Source organism: Allosphingosinicella sp., assembly GCF_036387615.1.
Lineage (GTDB): Bacteria > Pseudomonadota > Alphaproteobacteria > Sphingomonadales > Sphingomonadaceae > Allosphingosinicella.
On sequence record NZ_DASVTH010000014.1, the window covers coordinates 1 to 17,563 of the forward strand.

Consider the following 17,563-nt stretch of genomic DNA (forward strand, 5'->3'; position numbering starts at 1 on the left):
TAAACAAATAACTAACCGGACGGAAATCAGCTACTTAGGGCTTACAAGCAAGCAGTAGCCCGGCCCGTTAGAGAGAGACCTGCTACTGCGGACGCTTGTGGGCGAGCAGGGACGCGCACCTGCCCCAATGTAGGAGGCTTACGCTCGCAAGCCGGGGAGGTTGACGGGAGTGCAAGCTCATCTAGAGCCGCGATGAAATTGAGGAGTTATCATGGCCGAAGAGAACACAATGTTGAATGCAGTCGAACTGGCGACCGAGCTGACCGTAGCCTGGTTGAGCAATCCAAATAACCGCGTCACTGCAGACGAGGTGCCCGCCTTCCTGCAGAGAATGCATTCCACGCTCACCGCCCTGTCTGAGATTGCTCCCGTGGAGGAGCCAGAAGAGCAACCAGCAGAAGTGCACACCGCCGCTGTGACAGTGCGTAAGTCGCTAGCCTCCCCTGATCACATTCTCTCAATGATCGATGGGAAGCCGTACAAGACGCTTAAGCGCCATCTCGCGCGCAACGGGCTAACCCCCGAGCAGTATCGTGAGCGCTATAGTCTCAAGCCCGACTATCCGATGACTGCGCCGACCTACTCTGAGCATCGCCGGGCCATGGCGCACAAGATTGGGCTCGGGGCAAAGGGTCGGCAGGCAAAGTCCGGCCAGCAGGAGGCTGCTGCCCCGGCCAAGCCGGCTCGTGGGCGGCCCCGCAAGGCTGCACCTGAAACAGAGTAGGGATTCGGTTTGGCTCGGGTCATGCGTTCGGCAATGGCACGACTGCGCATCAAGAAGCTCAGCCTACAATCCCCAGCATCTCGCGTTGCGCCTACCACCCGAGCGGCAGGGCGGACATCCGGGCCAGCTTTTGCCGAGTAAGACCGGGCGACTGCTTTCCTTCTAGAATGGCCGCTACAAAGACGGCGCGCTTTTGTTCGGAACAAGCCATCGCATCTTGTCGCCTCACGGCGCCGAAGCGATACGCGTCCTCACCACAATGCTCTGGAATCCAGCCAGCGTTCGACCTCCGCCAGTCTGAATCGTGGGCATCGCCGATATTTGCTGTCTCCACTCCCGAGTTCATATTCACGCGGGAAGCCCGCGGGTCTGCGCTCGCGAAGTCTGTCGATCTGTCGGCGCGACAGGCGCGCGAGGCGCGCAAACTCCTCGACCGTGATCATCCCTGCACCCTTGATGACGCTCGATCGAGTATCGACCATCGTACTCAGCCGGCCCGCCCGCGACGGCGCCGCGCGAATGCTTTGTCGCCCTCGAGGTAGCTCGCCAGCATCGCCGGAATGAGTTCCTGGACCGGCTCCTGCTGACCGTAGGACTCCCGGTAAAGCTCGCCATAGTCCGCCAGCGCCTGATTCAGCTCAGGCGACAGGCTGATGGTGATCTTGACCGGGGTGCGATCCGGAAGCCTCGCGAGTCTGAGCCCACTCATCATCCTCTCCACGGCCGAAGCACGAGATCCTTGTGGATCACCACGCGCAGCGGCCATCCCGGCCGGACGGTTAGAGTCGGCTGCACCTCCAGGTTTCGCGAGATGATCCGGTCGCCGGCACGGGCCGCGTTCTGCTGCGTGGACTCCCGTATCGCCCTAACAAGATCGCTCTCGCCGCTGCCGAAGCTGAGCTCGGTGCCGACGCCGAAAAGGGTAGAAAGCGCGATGCCCGACAGCAGCCGCCAAGTATGGAGATCCACTCCGTCTCGAAGGCCGGCAAAGCCCGCCAGATCGGCCGCAGGCATGTTGTCGAGCCGGATCGAGGATCCATCGGGAAACACGATACGTTGCCAGACCAGCAGCGCTCGCTTCTGCCCAAAGGCAACCAGGCTGTCGTAGCTGCCGACCAAACGCGCGCCCTGCGGAATCAGCACCGTCCGGCCGGTGGCGCTGTCGCGAACGCTCTCGGTCACTTGGGCGAAGACGGTCCCCGGAAGGTCAGAGTTGAGGCCTGTGATAAGGCTTGCAGGGATGATCGTGCCCGCCGCCAGCGTCCAAGGTGAGGGTGAGGCGCGAAGCGAATGCTGATTGAAGTCGCCGCTCTCGGACCGTGAGAATTCGAGGCGGCGAACAGGCCCGGCTTGCGGGGGCGGCGAAATCGCCGGAGCAGGCGCGGGCAGCTTAGCTGAGTCCGCAACACCAGGTTCGACGGGTGTCGAGGAACCGCCGGCATCGACGCGGCCGGCGAGCTGCACGATGACGCCGGAGCGGCGAGCAGCCTCCTCGGCCGCGCCCCGGCGTTGCCGCTCGGCTGCGGCGGCGGCTCGGGCGTTGTCGGGCGGGCTGGGCGCGGACGGCGTCGACGAAATCAACGCCTGCTGCTCCACCCTGCGCTGATGCTCGAGTATGGGACGGCCGAGGTCGCCAGGCAACGGCGGCCCCAGCCGGGGCACCTCGCCGTAGCTGCTCGGCGCTCCTGCCAAAGCATCGGGCGCCGCCTTGGCGGGGGGATCGCGGCCTTCGTCGGCGCCTGCGACCATACGAAAGCTTGGCGGCTCGAGCGCCAGCCAGGCGAGCGCCGCCAGGCTTGCCGCCACCGCGCCGGAGATGCCGATGATCAGGCCTCTCCGAAACCGGACGACCGGCCGCGGCGCGCCTCGGAGCACGAGCGTCTCGGGATCCTCCTTGCGCGGCACGGCAGCCGTTTCATGCAGGCCGTCGCTCATCATGACCTCCCGCGGCCGCGGCGCTCGCGCCGCGCCCCTTCACGAACGATCCGCACCACCCGCTGCCGCCGCTCGCCCAGTCGCAGCTCGGCTGAGCTGAAGAGGCGGTCGACCACATAGTAGCGCCCGCGCACGCGATAGTTGACAAGCTCGGTCCGGCCGTTTTGCCCGAGCACGAACAAAGGCGGGGCCTCACCCTGAGCAAGGTTCGCCGGGAACTCGATGAAAACCTGGCTCCCGTCGTCGAAAGCGCGCACCGGTCGCCACGTCGGATTGTCGCCCTCGATCGAATAGCTGAAGTTGAGCGCCTCGACCGCCACGCCGGCAGCCGCGGAAGGTTCGGCCTCGGCTGCTCCGCCTCGCCGCAGCGCCAGCAGCTCGCCTTCCGGATAAGTCCATGAGATACTCGCCATCGCCGTTTGAGCGGTGCTTTCGAGCTGGACATGGTAGACGCGCCTGTCGGTGCTGATGACGAGGTTGGTCCTGAGCCCCACAGCCGAGGGCTTCACCAGGACGTGGGTACGCCGGCCGGTGCGGGTGCCGCTGGTGGTGTCGCCGATCACCCAACGCGCCGTGTCGCCCGCGGCCACCGAGATCAAAGTCTCGCCGGGCTCGAGCGCAATTTCGCTGACCCGCTCGGGCGCCGTGTAAAGCCGATAAAGCGCGCCTTCTGTCCAGGCATAGACCTGCACCGCATTGACATAGGAGTCGCGTCTCGGCTCGCGGGTCGCCGCGAGATTGGCTGCCTCGACCCGCGACCTCGGCGGTCCGGCCGAACGCCTCCGCCCCGAGGCGGGCAGCGGCAGCCGCTGCTCGACCAGCTCGGCGCTGAACGCGACCGGCACCGGCACCGGCACCGGCTCCGGCGGCGGGTCGGGGACAAGGATGGCCGGTGCGAATGCAGTTCCGGCAGTCACGGGTCGCGCGGCAGCGGCCTCGACGTCCTCGCCTCTCGCGCAGGCGCCGAGGCTCAGGGCGCAGATTCCTGTAAGAAGGAGATGTCGGGTCACGGGTTGTTCCTTTCGGAAGGCAAAGGTTCGGGAGCGGGCGGAGCGGCAAGGTTGGGATCGAGCGGCGAGCCCAAGGGCAACGACGGCGCAGCCGGCGCCTGTGCCGGGAAACTGGGCGACCGGGCCGCCGGCGGCGGCAGGTCGAGCTCGCGCGACCAATCGATCGCCTCGACATAGAGGCCGAGCGGGTTCTTGCGCAGCGTCTCGGCCGACGAAGGCGGTCGAACCAGGATCGTCAGGATGGCTGTCCAGCGCGAGCTGCCGACAAGGCTGCCGCGCTCATATTCGGTCTCGGTCCATTTGACCTGGAAGGAGCGGTCGGACGCGCGGACGACGCTGGTTACCTGCACCGAGACGGTCCGTTCGCCGACGCGCGCGAAGGGATCGGTTTGCCGCGCATGGTCGCCCAGGAACAGCGACCCGCGCTCCGTGACGAAGTCATAGGCGGACAACCAGTTCTGGCGCATCAGAACCGGGTCCAGCGAGACCGAGCGGATATTGGCTATGAAGCGGCCGATGTGCCATGCGATCTGCGGGTCGGTAGGTCGGTACTCGGCCTCCGCCGGTGCCACGGCGCGCGCCGCGCCGAGTTGGTCGACCTCGACGACATATGGGACGACACGGCTCTGCATCGACTGCCAGAGAAGGCCCGCCGAAAGGCCGGTTGACAGGACCAGGCCGCCAAACGCCATCAGCCGCCAGTTTCGGGCCTGGGCGCGGGCGGAGCCGATCCGATCGTCCCAGACTTGCCCGGCCCGTTGATACGGCGTCTCCGGCTCGGGCGTCCGCCCATAGCGCTGGAAGGCGCGCCTGAACTTCATGGCTTCAATCCTCTCTCTCGCTGATATCGGGGGTGGCGGCGGCGCCGCCGCGATCGCCTTCGCGAACCGCCTGGAGCGCTGCATGTCTGTGATGGCGGGCCGACTGCTCCGACCTGAGCCGACGCGCCCATTGCGGGGCATCTTCGGCTGCCGGGCCGCCGCTCGGACACGCCGCGTTGCCAGCCGGTCGGGATGCGCCTGCGAGGAGGGCCGCGCGCTGGCCGCGCTCCGCCGCCTCGCCCAGCCCGGCCGCCGAGCCCAAGCGGTCGCGCGCGGCGCTCATTCCCGCTCGCGCGACGCCGCCAAGCCCGGCGCCGACGCTCGTTGAGCCGGACCTCTCCTGGCCTAGCCGATAGGACGTATGAGCAGCGGCTCCCATCGAGGTCCCGGCGCGGAGCGCGCCCATCGCCACTCCGGTGACGCCTCGCGCACCAGCGACGGCAGCGCCGCCGCCGACCGCCAATGTACCAACCGCGGCCGCGGTGGTGCCGACCGCGGCGCCGGCGCCGAGCTGAGGCGCGCCCGCAACCAGGCCCGAGGCGATCGCCGGTCCGAAGATGCCAAGTCCAAACAGCGCAAGGCTGCCGAGCACGAGGCTCATCGCCTGGGCAAGGCCGGTCTCCCCGCCGCCCGCGGCGCTGGTGAACTCGTCGAAAAAGCCGGCGCCGATGCCGACGATGACCGCGAGCACCATTACCTTGATGCCGGACGATATGACGTTTCCGAGCACGCGCTCGGCGAGGAAGCTGGTGCGGTTCCAGAGGGCGAAGGGCACCAGCACGAACCCTGCCAGCGTCGTGAGCTTGAACTCGATGATGGTGATGAAGAGCTGGATCGCCAGCACGAAGAAGGCGATGATCACGAACAGCCACGCGATCATCAGCACCGATATTGTCAGGAAATTCTCGAAAAAGGCGATCGGCCCCAGGAGCTCGCTCACCTCGTCGAGCAGCGGCCGCGCCGCCTCGAACCCGGTGTTTGCGACATAGCCGGGCCGAAGCAGGTCGTCGGCGGTCATCCCGCCGCCGCCGGCTGTGATGCCGAGACCGGCGAAGGAACGAAAGATGATGTCGGCGAGCGTCGAGAAAGAGCCAAGGATCAGCGCAAACGCGCCGACATAGAGGATCTTCTTGAGGAAACGGCCGAGAACGTCCTCGCCGCCCATTGCCCAGAACAGGCCTGCGAGTGTGATGTCGATGCCGACCAGCACCGTCGACAGAAAGGCAACGTCGCCGCCGAGAAGGCCGAACCCGCTGTCGATATACTGGATGAAAGCCGCCATGAAGCGGTCGATCACATTGAGGTCGTCCATACGGGCGGCTCCGTCTCGGTCCAAGGAAGGTGCCGCGGGGCAGTCGCAGGGGGCATGGACGCCCCGCGGCGGGTTCGGGCGGCGAGGCGCCCTCACCCATCTCGTGATCAGTCGCGTCGGCGCGTGTAAGCGCTGCTCGCGCCGAGGAACCGCCGGGTCATGGCCCGCCCGTCCTCCTCCGCCTGCGCCCGCCTCGCTCGTTCGATCGATGCCGTCCGGAACTCGGTCGCCATCAGATTCTGAAGCTGGAGCTGCTGGCTGATGCTGAGCGCGAGCAGCTGGTTGGTGGTCTGCTGCGCCTGAAGGCCTCCGGCGGCCCTCTGGCTGCTGCCGATGATTTCGGCGAGCGCGCCGGCGTCGGTTCGGACGTTCTCCACGACCTGGGCCTGCACCCGCATCGCCTGCCGGTAGCTGTCGCTCGCCGCGTCGAGACGGGAGCGAGCCTGGATGACGCGCTGATCGCGCCGCAACGCCCGGTCAACGGTGCCCGGAAAGAGCGTCCGCACGCGCTCGTCGAGCTGGTTGATCCGGAAATCGACCCCGCGCGCCTGCCCCATCAGCTGGTCTATCCGCTGCATGGACGCGCGCACCCGTTCCAGCTGTGGGAAGTCGATGCGCTCGAGATTGCGCTCCATGTTGCGAAGCATGGCCGCCTCATTCTGAAGCGACGAGATCTGGTGGTTGATCTGTTCGAGCGCGCGCGCAGCCTGCAGGAGGTTTTGAGCGTAATTGGTAGAGTCGAAAACCGGGATCGCCGCGGCCGGCGCGGCGGCCAGCAGGGATGCTCCGCCGATCGACAGCGCCTTGCACGCTCCAAGCACGAGCGCCTTCTTCCAGTTCTTCATCTTGGATCTCCTTGATTGGTGGTGGGCGCCTGGAACTGGTCGAGCGCGGCCGCGGCCCAGGCGAGGCCGCGCTCCTCAAGGTGGCGGCGGGCGAAGCCGGCCTGCCCCTCCTCCGCCAGGATGAGGTCGATGCGCCGTTGGCTGGCTGGGTCAGACGCGCCGCAGAAGGCGAGCGCGATCGGGCCGAGCCCGAGATCGAAGAGACGGTTGCCGCGGCGCGACTGGAGGTAATAATCGCGCTTCGGCGTCGCGCGGGCGATGAGCTCGATTTGACGCTCGTTGAGCCCGAACCTTTCGTAGGCGGCGCGTGCCTGCGGCTCGACCGCCCGATCGTTGGGCAGGAAGATGCGCTGCGGGCAGCTTTCGATGATCGCGGGGGCGATGCTGCTGTCTGTAATGTCGGCGAGCGACTGGGTCGCGAACACGACCGCGACATTCTTCTTGCGCAGCACCTTCAGCCATTCGCGAATTCGCGCGGCGAACAGCGGATTGTCGAGAAAGAGCCAGGCTTCGTCGAGGACGAGCAGGGTCGGCCTGCCGTCGAACCTCTCCTCGAGCCGGTGGAACAGATAGGTAAGGACCGGAAGGACCGCCCCCTGCTGCCCCATCAAAGTCTCGGTCTCGAAGCACTGGACTTCGGCCAGCGCGAGCCGGTCCTCGGCCGCGTCCAGCAGGCTGCCGAACGGCCCCTCGAGCGTGTAGGGCAGAAGCGCGGACTTGATCGCGTTCGACTGCAGCAGGAGCGACAGGCCGGTCAGCGTGCGCTCCTCGGGCGGCGCGGAGGCGAGGCTTCCAACCGCGGACCAGATCGCGTCCTTCACCTCCGGAGTGACGACCACCTTCTGATGCTCGAGCAGCGCCCACAGCCACTCGGCCGCCCAGGTCCGCTCCGCCGGCTCATCGATCCGCCGCAACGGCTGGAACGCGAGCGACGTACCTGCTTCGGCCTCGCGGGCGCCCAGCGTATGGTGGGTGCCGCCCATCGCCAGCACGGCCGCGCGCGCCGACCAACCCTTGTCGAACATCGTGACCCGCGCACCCGGATAGCGGCGGAACTGCAGCGCAAGCAGCGACAGCAGAACCGACTTGCCGGCGCCGGTCGGGCCGACGACGAGCATGTGACCGACGTCGCCGACATGGGTCGACAGCCGGAAAGGGGTGGAGCCGCTGGTCTGGGCTAATATCAGAGGGGGGCCATTGAGATGGGCGTTGCGCGCCGGACCCGCCCAGACCGACGATAAAGGCATGAGGTGAGCGAGGTTGAGCGTGTGTACGAGCGGCTGGCGCACATTGGCATAGACATGGCCCGGCAGGCTCGAGAGCCACGCCTCCACCGCATTCATCCGCTCGCGAATGGTCGTGAACCCGAGCCCGTTCACGACGCGCTCCACGGCCCTGACCTTCTCCTCGGCGGCCTGCCGGTCGCGATCGGCGACGGTGATGGTGGCGGTCAGGAAGCCGAAGGCGACATAATCCTGGCCGAGCGCCTGCAGCGCCTGGTCGGCATCGGCCACCTTATTGTCGGCGTCACTGTCGAGCAGCTGGACCGGCTGGTTGTACATGACCTCGCGCAGCAGAGCCGTCACCGACTTGCGCTTGTTGAACCATTGGCGGCGAAGCTTGGTGAGCGCCCGGGTCGCGTCCGCCTTGTCCAGGGGGATGAACCGCGTGACCCAGCGATAGGCGAAATCCTGATGGTTGAGTGCGTCGAGTATTCCGGGCCGGCTGAGCGCGGGGAAGCCCGGCACGGTCAGGGTGCGCAGGTGGAAATCGCCAAGCATCGGCTCGAGCCCGCCGGCGAACGGCGTGTCCACGAGCCATGCGTCGAGATAGATCGGGGTCTCGGGAACGGCGACGGGGTGGCGGCGCGACGACACCGCACCGTGGAGGAAGGTCAGCGTCTCCTCGTCGTCCAGCCCCCGCACCTCCGGCATCAAGCCGGAGAGCAGATCGAGCGCGCGATTGGTCTCCGACACAAACTGCCCGAGCGCCTCGCGCCAGTCGCGGCCCTTGCGTTCGTCGCTGCGCTCGATCAGCGAGCGCTCGGCGGTGGCCTGGTTGTCGGGCGGCGGGAGCCAGACGAGCGTCAGGTGATAGCGGCTCTCATAATGGTCACGCTCGCCCTCGAAGCTCGCTTGCCGCTCCTTGTCGACGAGCCAGGAAGCAGGGTCGGGGAAGGAACTTTCGGGATAGCCGAGCGCCTCGACCCGCTCTGCTTCGAAGAACAGCGCCCAACCGGAGCCGAACCGCTTCAGCGCATTGTTGACCCGAGCTGCGGCCGAGACCAGCTCGGACTCGGTCGCGCTTTCGAGGTCCGGACCGCGAAAGCGCAAAGTGCGCTGAAAGCTGCCGTCCTTGTTCAGGACGACGCCGGGCGCAATCAAAGCGGCCCAGGGCAGATGATCCGCGAGGCGGTCGGCACGGGTGCGATATTCGCCGATGTTCAGCACGACAGATTTCCGGCCAGACGAAGGTGCCGGGCGAGCACCGCTGCGAAGGCGGGGTCGCGCTTCGCCGCGATCACGGCGATCGAATGGCCGAGCGCCCAGACCACAAGGCCGGCGATCCATTGCTGCAGGCCGAGCCCCAGCGCGGCGGCGATCGTGCCGTTGACGATCGCCACGGCACGCGGTGCCCCGCCGAGGAGGATGGGCTCGACGAGCGCGCGGTGGATCGGGGCCTCGAACCCCTGGATGTGGGCCGTGGCGCCGGTCACGAGATCAGCGCCCCGCCGCCAAAGCTGAAGAAGGACAGGAAGAAGGAGGAGGCGGCAAAGGCGATCGACAGGCCGAAAATGATCTGGATCAGCCGCCGGAACCCGCCCGCAGTCTCACCGAAGGCGAGCGTCAGGCCGGTGGTGATGATGATGATCACCGCGATGATCTTCGCGACCGGCCCCTGGACCGACTCCAGAACCTTTTGGAGCGGCTCCTCCCAAGGCATGCCGGAGCCCGCGGCCTGGGCCTGGACGGCAATCATTGCCGCGGCGGCGAGGAGCAGGGAGGCGGCGCTGCGCGAGGCGCGGATTGCACGGGCTTCAATCATGATGTTTCTCCTCAGCGACTGACGATTTCAGGGTGGAGCGGGTGAAGGGCGTAGTTACCGGCGGGGTCGAGGCCGCCGACCGAGACGATCTGGTCGACGCGGCGAGCGGAGCCGCGGCCGGAGATGAACACGACCACATCGATCGCTTCGGCGATGAGCCGGCGGGGGACGGTCACGACCGCCTCCTGAATGAGCTGTTCGAGGCGATGCAGCGCGGCCGGCGCGCTGTTGGCGTGAACGGTTGCGATCCCTCCCGGATGACCCGTGTTCCAGGCCTTCAACATGTCGAGCGCCTCGGCTCCGCGGACCTCGCCGATGATGATCCGGTCAGGGCGCAGGCGCAGCGTCGAGCGGACAAGGTCGGCCATGCTGACGATGCCGGAGCTGGTTCGAAGCGCCACCGTATCGGGCGCCGCGCACTGGAGCTCGCGCGTATCCTCGATGAGGATCACCCGCTCGTCGAACGCGGCGATCTCGGCGAGAAGCGCGTTGGCGAGCGTCGTCTTGCCCGAGCTCGTTCCGCCGGCGAGGAGGATGTTGCGCCTTTCGACGGCGGCTCCGGCCAGGGTTCGCGCCGCCTCGGCGGGCATTATGCCGTCGCTCACATAGTCGAGGAGCGTGTAGACCCGTCCGGCGGGCTTGCGGATCGAGAAGCAGGGGCCGGTCGCCACCGGCGGCAGCACGCCCTCGAACCGCTCGCCGGCGAGGCCGTCACTGTGCGGCGGAAGCTCCGCACTGATCACGGGCAAGCCGGCATGAACCTCGCTGCGGGCGTGGCTCGCGACGAGCCGGATGATCCGTTCGACCTGATCGGACCCGAGCCGCTCGCCAGTGTCGATCCGGCCTTCGCCGAGCCGGTCGAGCCGGAGTGCGCCGTCGGGGTTGACCATCACCTCGACGACGAGGGGGTCGGCAAGCGCCGCCCCGATGGCCGGGCCCATTGCGGTGCGCAGCATCGAGCGTCGGCGCTCGGTGGATTCGGCGGTGCTCATTGCGCCTCCTCCGGACGGAGGGTGAGCCTTCCGCCTGCGAGCTGCTGGCCGACGCGTTGGACGAAGGCCGCGAAGCGGTCGCGGCCGAGCGCCCGCGCCGCCTCGTCGCCCTCGGGCAAGGGCGCGTTCACGGTCAGCATGTAGCGGATGAACAGAGCGAGGCTCTCAAGCTGGACATGGCCGTCGCGCTCGATGCGGGCGAGCTGGTTGGAGAGGCGGTCGAGGCGGCGGGCGAAGCGCAGCTCGAGCTCGTCGACACCTTTGCGGTCGAGCCAAGCCGTCAACGCTTCGGTGAGGATCCTCGACTTGGATGTGCCGGGCGCCCGGGCCAACGCCTCGAGCCTGTCGCTGACCTCCTTGGGCAGGAACAGCTGGTGGCGGACCTGGTCCGAACGAGCCATCGGGATCGCCTTCAGAAGCTCGGCATCAGGTCGCCGCCGCGACCCGAGCCTTCGTTGACCGCATGGGCGGCGACCACCGGCGGCAGCGTCGCCAGCCGGCTCAGCACGCGCGCTTCGATGGCGCCGTCGCTCTCATCTTCGCCCAGACCGAGCGGATCCGACCGCTCGAGCGGCGCCGCCGGCACCTCCTCGGCTTGAAGGCTCGGATGACGCTCCTGCTGCAGTCCCCCCTCGCCTTCCGCGCCATTCTCCTCCGCCTCCGCGCCGATCGGCTCGGCCCGCGCGTGAAGACCCGACCAGTCGTGCGGACGGGACTGCGGGCGGTCGGCATAGGGGCCTTCGCCGAGGCTTGGAGCGTTGCTCACGCGGCGCATCAAGCGGTGGTCCTCGAAGTATCGAAGCTTTCTCGCGCGGATCGGCGGCAGGCCCGAGACGAGCACCAGTTCGTCGGAGGGCGGCAGCTGCATCACCTCGCCCGGCGTCAGAAGCGGACGCGACGTCTCCTGCCGACTGACCATGACATGGGCGAGCCAGGGCGCCAGTCGGTGGCCGGCGTAATTGCGCATCGCCCTCTGCTCGGTTGCGGTGCCGAGCGCGTCCGAGATGCGCTTGGCCGTCCGCTCGTCGTTCGAGGCGAACGCGACCCGGACGTGGCAATTGTCGAGGATCGCATTGTTCTCGCCATAGGCCTTCGCGATCTGGTTCAGCGACTGGGCGATGAGAAAGGCCCGGATGCCGTAACCGGCCATGAAGGCCAGAGCAGTCTCGAAGAAATCGAGCCGGCCGAGCGCCGGGAACTCGTCGAGCATCAGCAGGAGCTGGCGCGGGCGCTCGCCGGCGCTGCCGTGGAGCCGCTCGGTCAGCCGACGGGCGATCTGGTTCAGCACCAGGCGAACCAGAGGCTTGGTGCGGGATATGTCGGACGGTGGCACGACCAGGTAGAGCGAAAGCGGCCGCTCGGCCGCAAGCAGGTCGTCGATCCGCCAGTCGCAGTGCGAGGTCACCGCCGCCACCGTCGGGTCGCGATAAAGTCCGAGGAACGACATCGCCGTCGAGAGGACGCCGGAGCGCTCGTTCTCGGACTTGTTCAGCACCTCGCGCGCCGCGGAGGCGACCACCGGATGCACACCTTCGGTCCCGAGATGGGGCGTCGTCATCATCACCCGTAGCGTTGAAACAAAGCTGCGCCGCGGATCGGACAGGAAGGTCGCGACCCGAGCCAGCGTCTTCTCCTCCTCCGAATAAAGGACGTGGAGGATCGCTCCGACGAGCAGCGAGTGACTGGTCTTCTCCCAGTGATTGCGCCGCTCGAGCGCTCCTTCCGGATCGACGAGGATGTCGGCGATGTTCTGGACGTCGCGCACCTCATGGGCGCCGCGACGGACCTCGAGCAGCGGGTTGTACCGCGCGGACCGGGCGTCGGTCGGGTTGAACAGAAGGCAGTGCGAGAAGCGCGCGCGCCAGCCGGCGGTCAGCTCCCAATTTTCGCCCTTGATGTCGTGGATGACGGCCGAGCCCGTCCAGGAAAGCAGGGTCGGAACCACAAGGCCCACGCCCTTGCCGCTGCGCGTGGGCGCGAAGGCCATGACATGCTCGGGCCCGTCGTGGCGCAGATAGCAGCCGCGAAGCGAGCCGAGGAACAGGCCGGCATCGCCGAACAGTCCCGCGGAGCGGATCTCGGCTTCGTTCGCCCAGCGCGCAGAGCCGTAGGTGGTGACCAGAGACGACTGCCGTGCCCGCCAGAGCGAGCCGCCCACCGCCGCGGCGCAGCCGAGGAAGCCGCTCGCCCCGGCAACCGCTCCGGCCCTGTCGAAGACTTCTGGCGCGTAGGCCTCGTAATGGTACCACCAGCCGAACAGCGCCCAGGGCCGGTACAGCGGCAAGTCGCGCAGCCAGAACCAGGGCGTTCCCAGCTGCGGTTGGTAGGCCAGCATCGACGCCGCCCACTGGGTCGCAGCCCAGACGCCCAGAACCATGATGGCCAAGACGACAAGGATCTGGCCGATAAGCAGCTTGGTGGGCGTCATGCCGAGTTCCCCTGCCGGCGATGCGCCGGCGATCGGGCGATTGATCGGGGAGAGACCCGAGTCGGCGACAGTGCCGCTCCCGCGCAGGAAGGTACGCCTCGGCGAATCTCGTTCGGAAACCGGCGCGGTGCGCATGTCCGGACGCAATCAGCCGGCCGCTCAAGCGGCGTCTGGGATTGAGAAAGCCGGCCGGTCGGGCGGCCGCTACATCATTCCGGGAGCAGCCGGGAGAGCCGCCCGATCGCCTCGACGGCTTGGTGGAAGCTCGGAATCTCGGGTTCGCCGGCAAAGGCCATGCCGCTCACGAACAGCGCATATTCCTCCGCATAGAACCTGTCGGCCGCGAGCTTCTCCTCCATGGCCGCGAGCCGGTCCTTCGGCGCCATCTCCTTCAGTGCGCCTCCGCCGCGGCCGGCGTCGGCTACGAGGGTGTCGAGGAGCAAGGGGCCGAAGATCGCGCTTCCGGTCGCCGCAGCTTCGAGTGCCGCGAGGTCGTGGAGGTGGCGGATGATCGTCGGATCATCCTTCTCGCTGTCCCGGTCCCGCGTCAGCATCCGCCAGCAGAAGGCGCTCATCTTGTCCGCCGCCGTCTCCACCGGATCGACGCAGGGGATGGACGTCATTTCAGCGGCGTCGCGCCGGTTCTGCGCCACGAAGGAGATGAGGGGCCGGTCGATCGGCGAGAGTCTCGGCGGCTTGGCGGAGAGCTCGACCTGGATGTGGGGCCGCAGCGACGGATGAGGATCCAGCACGCTCGGATAGTCCATGTCGATGCGGATGAAGGCATTCCCGCTGCCCGCCTCGACGTCCGTCACCTCGAACCCGGCACCCGACCAGCCCGCGACGAGGCTCTTCTTGAATGCGCTGAGCGCGGTCTTCTTCTGCCCTTGGGATTTTCCTAGAAAGTCGGCGGAAAGGGCGAGCTTGAAGTCGATATCCTCCGAAAACCTGCGGATGAGGGCGTGACCCTTGAGGAGCGAGGTGCCGCCGGAGAAAACCGGCTTCAGATCGTCCGTCGCCGCCTCGGCGAGGTGCCGGATCGCCTGGATGACGAACCAGTCCTTCTCGACGAAAGCTTCGTCGACCGCGAGCGCACCGGCGACGCGGCCGAGCTCGTCTTCATCGGGTGCGTTCGAAAGAGACATATTTGCCGTCATAGCCGATTCGCCTCCGGACCCGACCCTTGACGGCAATGGTCCGACCGGTCGGCACCTGGGTGGACCGGCCGGTGCTGTAGGCCTTGCTGAAGCTCGATTCCTCCATCGTCTTGCCGAGTCGCGACAGCGCCTCGCTTGCGAGCCGCTTAATGCCAACGACCGGCGCCGGCTTGCCGGTCAGCGGCGAGCGGTCCGCCTTTGCATAAAGTCCGTAGCCGATCTGAACGAGGCGCCCGCGCTGCGTGAGCTGGCGGAGCGCCCGGCCCACCGCGTCATAGCTGCCGAGCTCCGCGAAGTCCCGGCGGAGGAACACATTGCGGTTCCTGGCGCCCGCGACGCGCCGCTCAATCCGTTCAAGGATAGACGCGGACGAGGGAGCCGCCTTACCGCTGGCCTTGCGGTAGCGCCCGCGGCCGACCCGGACGAGCTTCCCCTGCCGGACGAGCTCCCTCAGCACCCGCCCGACGGAATCGTAATTGGCGCTCAGGGCCAGCCGCTCACGCTCGAGGGTGTCGCCGCTCTCGAAGCGTTCGAGCACCTGCTGGGCAAGGGGAGACATGGCGACCAAAATACGACCTTTCCGACATTCAGATACTGCCCCGGGACCTGCCTGACAAGGTGGGCGATGCCCATCGGAAGAGCCTTGCTCTTAATCAGCGGGTCCTAGGTTCGAGCCCTAGTGCGTCCACCACCTTTTCAAGCACTTAGCTGCCGCCTCTCCTCCTGGCCAAAATGAAAAGGTAGCAGGCTCGGTAGCGAGCGATGCGGGACGAGTTGAGACGTCCTTGCGGTCGATTGGACTCACTCTAGCAGGTGCGGCGACCGCGATGGCCCGATGAATTGCTGCTTCGAAGTATGCAAGTCGGCGCCGGCCCGGTTTCGCTCGCGCGGCATTCACCACTCTCGGCCCAAGCATCACGCTCCAGAGTTCCTGCCTATGTCCGGACAACGCCAACCAGAGGCGGCCCGATCGAGTGGAAATATCCCGGCATGAAACTGCCCAAAAGCGCTCGCTCCGTCGCTAAAGCTCGCGCGCGCGATGAAGGTGATCAGGGCTGCCGGATGTACGGTCTCTGTGATGGTGCTTGAGCAGTCCCCCACTTCCCCAGAAGTGTCGCTCGTGTTGATGTGCTATCGGGATTGGAGCGCCAGCGCCGTTTGTGCAGCCGAATGAGGAAAAATTGACGAGTGAATCGCGATTGCGCCGCCGTTATCCCCGCGCTCAACGAGGAGGCTACTATCAGTCACGTCGTTTCGGTTGCGAGGCAGCAGTTGGACAGGATCGTTGTCGTTGATGACGGCAGCGACGACAGGACTGGCGAGGTAGCGGCCAAAGCCGGAGCAACCGTTCTTCGCAACAGCCACACAGCCGGCCAAGGCCGCTCAATTACCCGAGGTCTAGGTTGGGCCATTGCGAACGGCGCCCATCATGTTGTCATTCTCGATGCCGACGGCGCGCATGATCCGTTACGGATTGGAAACCTTCTGCGCGACCACCTCAGCAGTGGCGCGGATCTGACTATCGGGTCGCGCTTCTTGGGTTCAACGAAGCTTCCCTCTCCCAAGCGGTCAGCAAATCGATTCGCCACCACCCTGCTCAACCGGATGTTCGGCTTTGAAGTGTCAGATGCCGCGTCGGGATTCCGTGCCGTCAGCGGTCGTGTTGCACGCCTTGTCTTCGCACGCACCGACTTCGCCTTTGCCTTCGAGATGATCCGCTGCTGCAGATTGCACAGCTTGATCATTCAGGAAGTTCCGGCCGAAGCACATTATAATGCGGCCGAGCTGCACTGCACAAACCAAGCCGAGCTGCTGTGCCTCCTCGACTTCTGCAGCTCGACGCCAAATGCGGCGGCACAGGGGGCGGAGTTATGCGTGGAAGCAGCGGAACGCGTCAGGCGCTGGCAAGGCTTCGCCGCGAGGATCGGCAGCGCCCGTTTCTTCTTTCATCCGCTTCGCTCCTACAATGGTTATGCGATCCAGGAGCAGGACGGCTATTTTGATACCTGGGTTGCGGTGGATGCCGCGGCTCTGCCGCTGATGATCGACCTGTGACTCGTGTGCGGCACCTCGGGATCATTCCGGATGGCGGGCGCCGGTGGGCGCGACGATCGGGCGTGAGCCTTCTCGATTCCTATTGCCTGTCCATGGCGCGGCTCTGCGAGGCCGCCGGGACTCTCTTCGGCGCCGGCGTTGATGAAATCAGCATCTATCTGCTCAGCAAGGCGAATTTGCGCCGGTCGGCGGCCGAGCTGGATGCCATCAGCGTTGCAATTGGTCAGCTCTTGGAGGGCATGCTGCAGCTCGGACCGTCGATTGCGGCGGCGGGGGATCTGTCGCTGGTGCGGCCGGAGCTACGGACCGCAGTAGAAAGGGCAGCGGCGACCCCGCCGAAGACGGACCGGCGCACAAATCTCTGCATCGCCCACGATCCGATCGATGAGGTAAACGCCGCGCGACGAGCGTCCGACGGAGGGGACCTGTTTCGCTATCTATGGGTCAGGACCTCCGTCGACCTGGTCGTTCGCACCGGAGGTGCACAGACACTCAGCAACTTCCTGCCATTGCAATGCGCCTACGCCCGCATCGTGTTTCGCGACGAGCTATTTAACGATCTCAGCGTTGACGGGCTGGTGGACAGCGTGCGAGGTCATGAACGTCGGGAGTGGCTCTATGGAGAATGAGCCGCCCGGCAGGCAACATCGGACCGCAACCTCCGTCAAGACGCCGAGAGGACGAGGCCGGGACTCCTCATTGTCACCGCAGTGCAGACCGAGCGGGGGAGCGTCTTCATGTTTTTGGCTAGGCCGAGCTCCGTCTCCTTGAGGTGGTGCCCCTGGGAGATCGACTATGCGTATGGTTTAAAAGGTTTTGGTCTATTTTTGTGGTCACCACTCGCGTCGGCTGGGCCAGATCCTACGGAAACGAATATCTCCGCCTGTATAGACACATCGATGTTGCCGACAGGTGAGACCTTGCGGATTGGGAACCGGGGGCGCCAGCTAACACGGAGCCGGAGCTCTAGCTTCTACCTACCTTATCCTCGGAGACCAGCGTCCTACGTCACCTGCGGCCGCCAAAAACGATCGGAAGCGTTCGTCGGCTGAAGTTCCGGTGTTCGAAAACGCTCCTCGCGAGGAGAGATCCCGAGCTGCCGGTGGAACAACGCCACGTAGTCGCGTTCATCTGTTAACTCGGGCGGGATTTTCCCTATCCTGGCTCCGACCTCCAGGACGCCCCCCCCTGTTGAAATGACCGGCACGACAGCTGCCTCGGGTTGAGCCTCGGAAAAGA

Annotated in this window: 18 protein-coding genes and 1 pseudogene; 3 read left to right on the top strand and 16 right to left on the bottom strand. The window is 66.4% G+C overall.

Annotated elements, in window-relative coordinates; genetic code table 11:
• Positions 1 to 211 precede the first annotated feature (211 nt).
• Positions 212 to 724, top strand: a complete 513-nt coding sequence (locus VF631_RS02000) for a MucR family transcriptional regulator (RefSeq protein WP_431848593.1) — start codon at positions 212 to 214, stop codon at positions 722 to 724.
• Between the two features lie 251 nt (positions 725 to 975).
• Here the strand turns inward: VF631_RS02000 and VF631_RS02005 are convergent, their stop codons facing one another.
• The 15 genes from VF631_RS02005 to VF631_RS02075 all read right to left on the bottom strand — a co-directional run bounded on the left by VF631_RS02005 (position 976) and on the right by VF631_RS02075 (position 14,828).
• Positions 976 to 1,206, bottom strand: a complete 231-nt coding sequence (locus tag VF631_RS02005) for a helix-turn-helix transcriptional regulator (protein ID WP_431848594.1) — start codon at positions 1,204 to 1,206, stop codon at positions 976 to 978.
• Between the two features lie 5 nt (positions 1,207 to 1,211).
• On the bottom strand, positions 1,212 to 1,433 hold the full coding sequence (locus VF631_RS02010; protein WP_431848595.1) for a DUF2274 domain-containing protein: 222 nt from the start codon (positions 1,431 to 1,433) through the stop codon (positions 1,212 to 1,214).
• Complete coding sequence (locus VF631_RS02015) at positions 1,433 to 2,659, bottom strand: TrbI/VirB10 family protein (RefSeq protein ID WP_431848596.1); 1,227 nt, start codon at positions 2,657 to 2,659, stop codon at positions 1,433 to 1,435. Before VF631_RS02015 ends, VF631_RS02010 begins: the two co-directional genes overlap by 1 nt.
• Positions 2,659 to 3,642, bottom strand: coding sequence for a P-type conjugative transfer protein TrbG (gene trbG / locus VF631_RS02020; RefSeq protein WP_431848608.1), 984 nt, complete (start codon positions 3,640 to 3,642; stop codon positions 2,659 to 2,661). The genes VF631_RS02015 and trbG overlap by 1 nt, the downstream gene beginning before the upstream one ends.
• A 23-nt stretch (positions 3,643 to 3,665) precedes the next feature.
• A complete protein-coding gene (gene trbF, locus VF631_RS02025; protein WP_431848597.1) occupies positions 3,666 to 4,490 on the bottom strand; it encodes a conjugal transfer protein TrbF in 825 nt (274 codons plus the stop codon).
• Positions 4,491 to 4,494: 4 nt separating this feature from the next.
• Positions 4,495 to 5,802, bottom strand: a complete 1,308-nt coding sequence (gene trbL / locus VF631_RS02030; protein WP_431848598.1) for a P-type conjugative transfer protein TrbL — start codon at positions 5,800 to 5,802, stop codon at positions 4,495 to 4,497.
• 107 nt (positions 5,803 to 5,909) lie between these two features.
• A complete protein-coding gene (gene trbJ / locus VF631_RS02035) occupies positions 5,910 to 6,647 on the bottom strand; it encodes a P-type conjugative transfer protein TrbJ (RefSeq protein ID WP_431848599.1) in 738 nt (245 codons plus the stop codon).
• Complete coding sequence (gene trbE / locus VF631_RS02040) at positions 6,644 to 9,097, bottom strand: conjugal transfer protein TrbE (protein WP_431848600.1); 2,454 nt, start codon at positions 9,095 to 9,097, stop codon at positions 6,644 to 6,646. Before trbE ends, trbJ begins: the two co-directional genes overlap by 4 nt.
• Positions 9,091 to 9,363: a VirB3 family type IV secretion system protein gene (locus VF631_RS02045; RefSeq protein ID WP_431848601.1), complete on the bottom strand. Its 273-nt coding sequence runs from the start codon at positions 9,361 to 9,363 to the stop codon at positions 9,091 to 9,093. Before VF631_RS02045 ends, trbE begins: the two co-directional genes overlap by 7 nt.
• Positions 9,360 to 9,692 (bottom strand): TrbC/VirB2 family protein, encoded by a 333-nt coding sequence (locus VF631_RS02050; RefSeq protein ID WP_431848602.1) that lies wholly within the window; start codon positions 9,690 to 9,692, stop codon positions 9,360 to 9,362. The genes VF631_RS02045 and VF631_RS02050 overlap by 4 nt, the downstream gene beginning before the upstream one ends.
• A gap of 11 nt (positions 9,693 to 9,703) precedes the next feature.
• Positions 9,704 to 10,684: a P-type conjugative transfer ATPase TrbB gene (gene trbB, locus VF631_RS02055; protein WP_431848603.1), complete on the bottom strand. Its 981-nt coding sequence runs from the start codon at positions 10,682 to 10,684 to the stop codon at positions 9,704 to 9,706.
• Positions 10,681 to 11,085: a CopG family transcriptional regulator gene (locus VF631_RS02060; protein WP_431848604.1), complete on the bottom strand. Its 405-nt coding sequence runs from the start codon at positions 11,083 to 11,085 to the stop codon at positions 10,681 to 10,683. Before VF631_RS02060 ends, trbB begins: the two co-directional genes overlap by 4 nt.
• An 11-nt stretch (positions 11,086 to 11,096) precedes the next feature.
• Positions 11,097 to 13,112 (bottom strand): conjugal transfer protein TraG, encoded by a 2,016-nt coding sequence (locus tag VF631_RS02065; RefSeq protein ID WP_431848609.1) that lies wholly within the window; start codon positions 13,110 to 13,112, stop codon positions 11,097 to 11,099.
• Between the two features lie 209 nt (positions 13,113 to 13,321).
• Positions 13,322 to 14,269, bottom strand: coding sequence for a nucleotidyl transferase AbiEii/AbiGii toxin family protein (locus VF631_RS02070; RefSeq protein ID WP_431848605.1), 948 nt, complete (start codon positions 14,267 to 14,269; stop codon positions 13,322 to 13,324).
• Positions 14,232 to 14,828, bottom strand: a complete 597-nt coding sequence (locus VF631_RS02075) for a hypothetical protein (protein WP_431848606.1) — start codon at positions 14,826 to 14,828, stop codon at positions 14,232 to 14,234. The genes VF631_RS02070 and VF631_RS02075 overlap by 38 nt, the downstream gene beginning before the upstream one ends.
• 629 nt (positions 14,829 to 15,457) lie before the next feature.
• Here VF631_RS02075 and VF631_RS02080 point away from each other — a divergent pair.
• Positions 15,458 to 16,324: a glycosyltransferase family 2 protein gene (locus VF631_RS02080; RefSeq protein ID WP_431848607.1), complete on the top strand. Its 867-nt coding sequence runs from the start codon at positions 15,458 to 15,460 to the stop codon at positions 16,322 to 16,324.
• Positions 16,325 to 16,329: 5 nt separating this feature from the next.
• Positions 16,330 to 16,953 (top strand): undecaprenyl diphosphate synthase family protein, encoded by a 624-nt coding sequence (locus VF631_RS02085; protein WP_431848610.1) that lies wholly within the window; start codon positions 16,330 to 16,332, stop codon positions 16,951 to 16,953.
• A 374-nt stretch (positions 16,954 to 17,327) separates the two neighbouring features.
• On the opposite strand, the pseudogene VF631_RS02090 reads toward VF631_RS02085, so the two are convergent.
• Positions 17,328 to 17,563: pseudogene (locus VF631_RS02090) on the bottom strand (hypothetical protein); the annotation flags it as partial.

Excerpts from the sequence above, each read along its gene's own strand:
- VF631_RS02000 (WP_431848593.1), top strand. The coding sequence starts at position 212 with ATGGCCGAAGAGAACACAATGTTGAATGCAGTCGAACTGGCGACCGAG.
- trbF (WP_431848597.1), bottom strand. The coding sequence starts at position 4,490 with ATGAAGTTCAGGCGCGCCTTCCAGCGCTATGGGCGGACGCCCGAGCCG.
- VF631_RS02050 (WP_431848602.1), bottom strand. The coding sequence starts at position 9,692 with ATGATTGAAGCCCGTGCAATCCGCGCCTCGCGCAGCGCCGCCTCCCTG.
- VF631_RS02065 (WP_431848609.1), bottom strand. The coding sequence starts at position 13,112 with ATGACGCCCACCAAGCTGCTTATCGGCCAGATCCTTGTCGTCTTGGCC.
- trbJ (WP_431848599.1), bottom strand. The coding sequence starts at position 6,647 with ATGAAGAACTGGAAGAAGGCGCTCGTGCTTGGAGCGTGCAAGGCGCTG.
- VF631_RS02070 (WP_431848605.1), bottom strand. The coding sequence starts at position 14,269 with ATGACGGCAAATATGTCTCTTTCGAACGCACCCGATGAAGACGAGCTC.
- trbL (WP_431848598.1), bottom strand. The coding sequence starts at position 5,802 with ATGGACGACCTCAATGTGATCGACCGCTTCATGGCGGCTTTCATCCAG.
- VF631_RS02075 (WP_431848606.1), bottom strand. The coding sequence starts at position 14,828 with ATGTCTCCCCTTGCCCAGCAGGTGCTCGAACGCTTCGAGAGCGGCGAC.
- VF631_RS02015 (WP_431848596.1), bottom strand. The coding sequence starts at position 2,659 with ATGAGCGACGGCCTGCATGAAACGGCTGCCGTGCCGCGCAAGGAGGAT.
- VF631_RS02010 (WP_431848595.1), bottom strand. The coding sequence starts at position 1,433 with ATGAGTGGGCTCAGACTCGCGAGGCTTCCGGATCGCACCCCGGTCAAG.
- VF631_RS02060 (WP_431848604.1), bottom strand. The coding sequence starts at position 11,085 with ATGGCTCGTTCGGACCAGGTCCGCCACCAGCTGTTCCTGCCCAAGGAG.
- VF631_RS02005 (WP_431848594.1), bottom strand. The coding sequence starts at position 1,206 with ATGGTCGATACTCGATCGAGCGTCATCAAGGGTGCAGGGATGATCACG.
- trbB (WP_431848603.1), bottom strand. The coding sequence starts at position 10,684 with ATGAGCACCGCCGAATCCACCGAGCGCCGACGCTCGATGCTGCGCACC.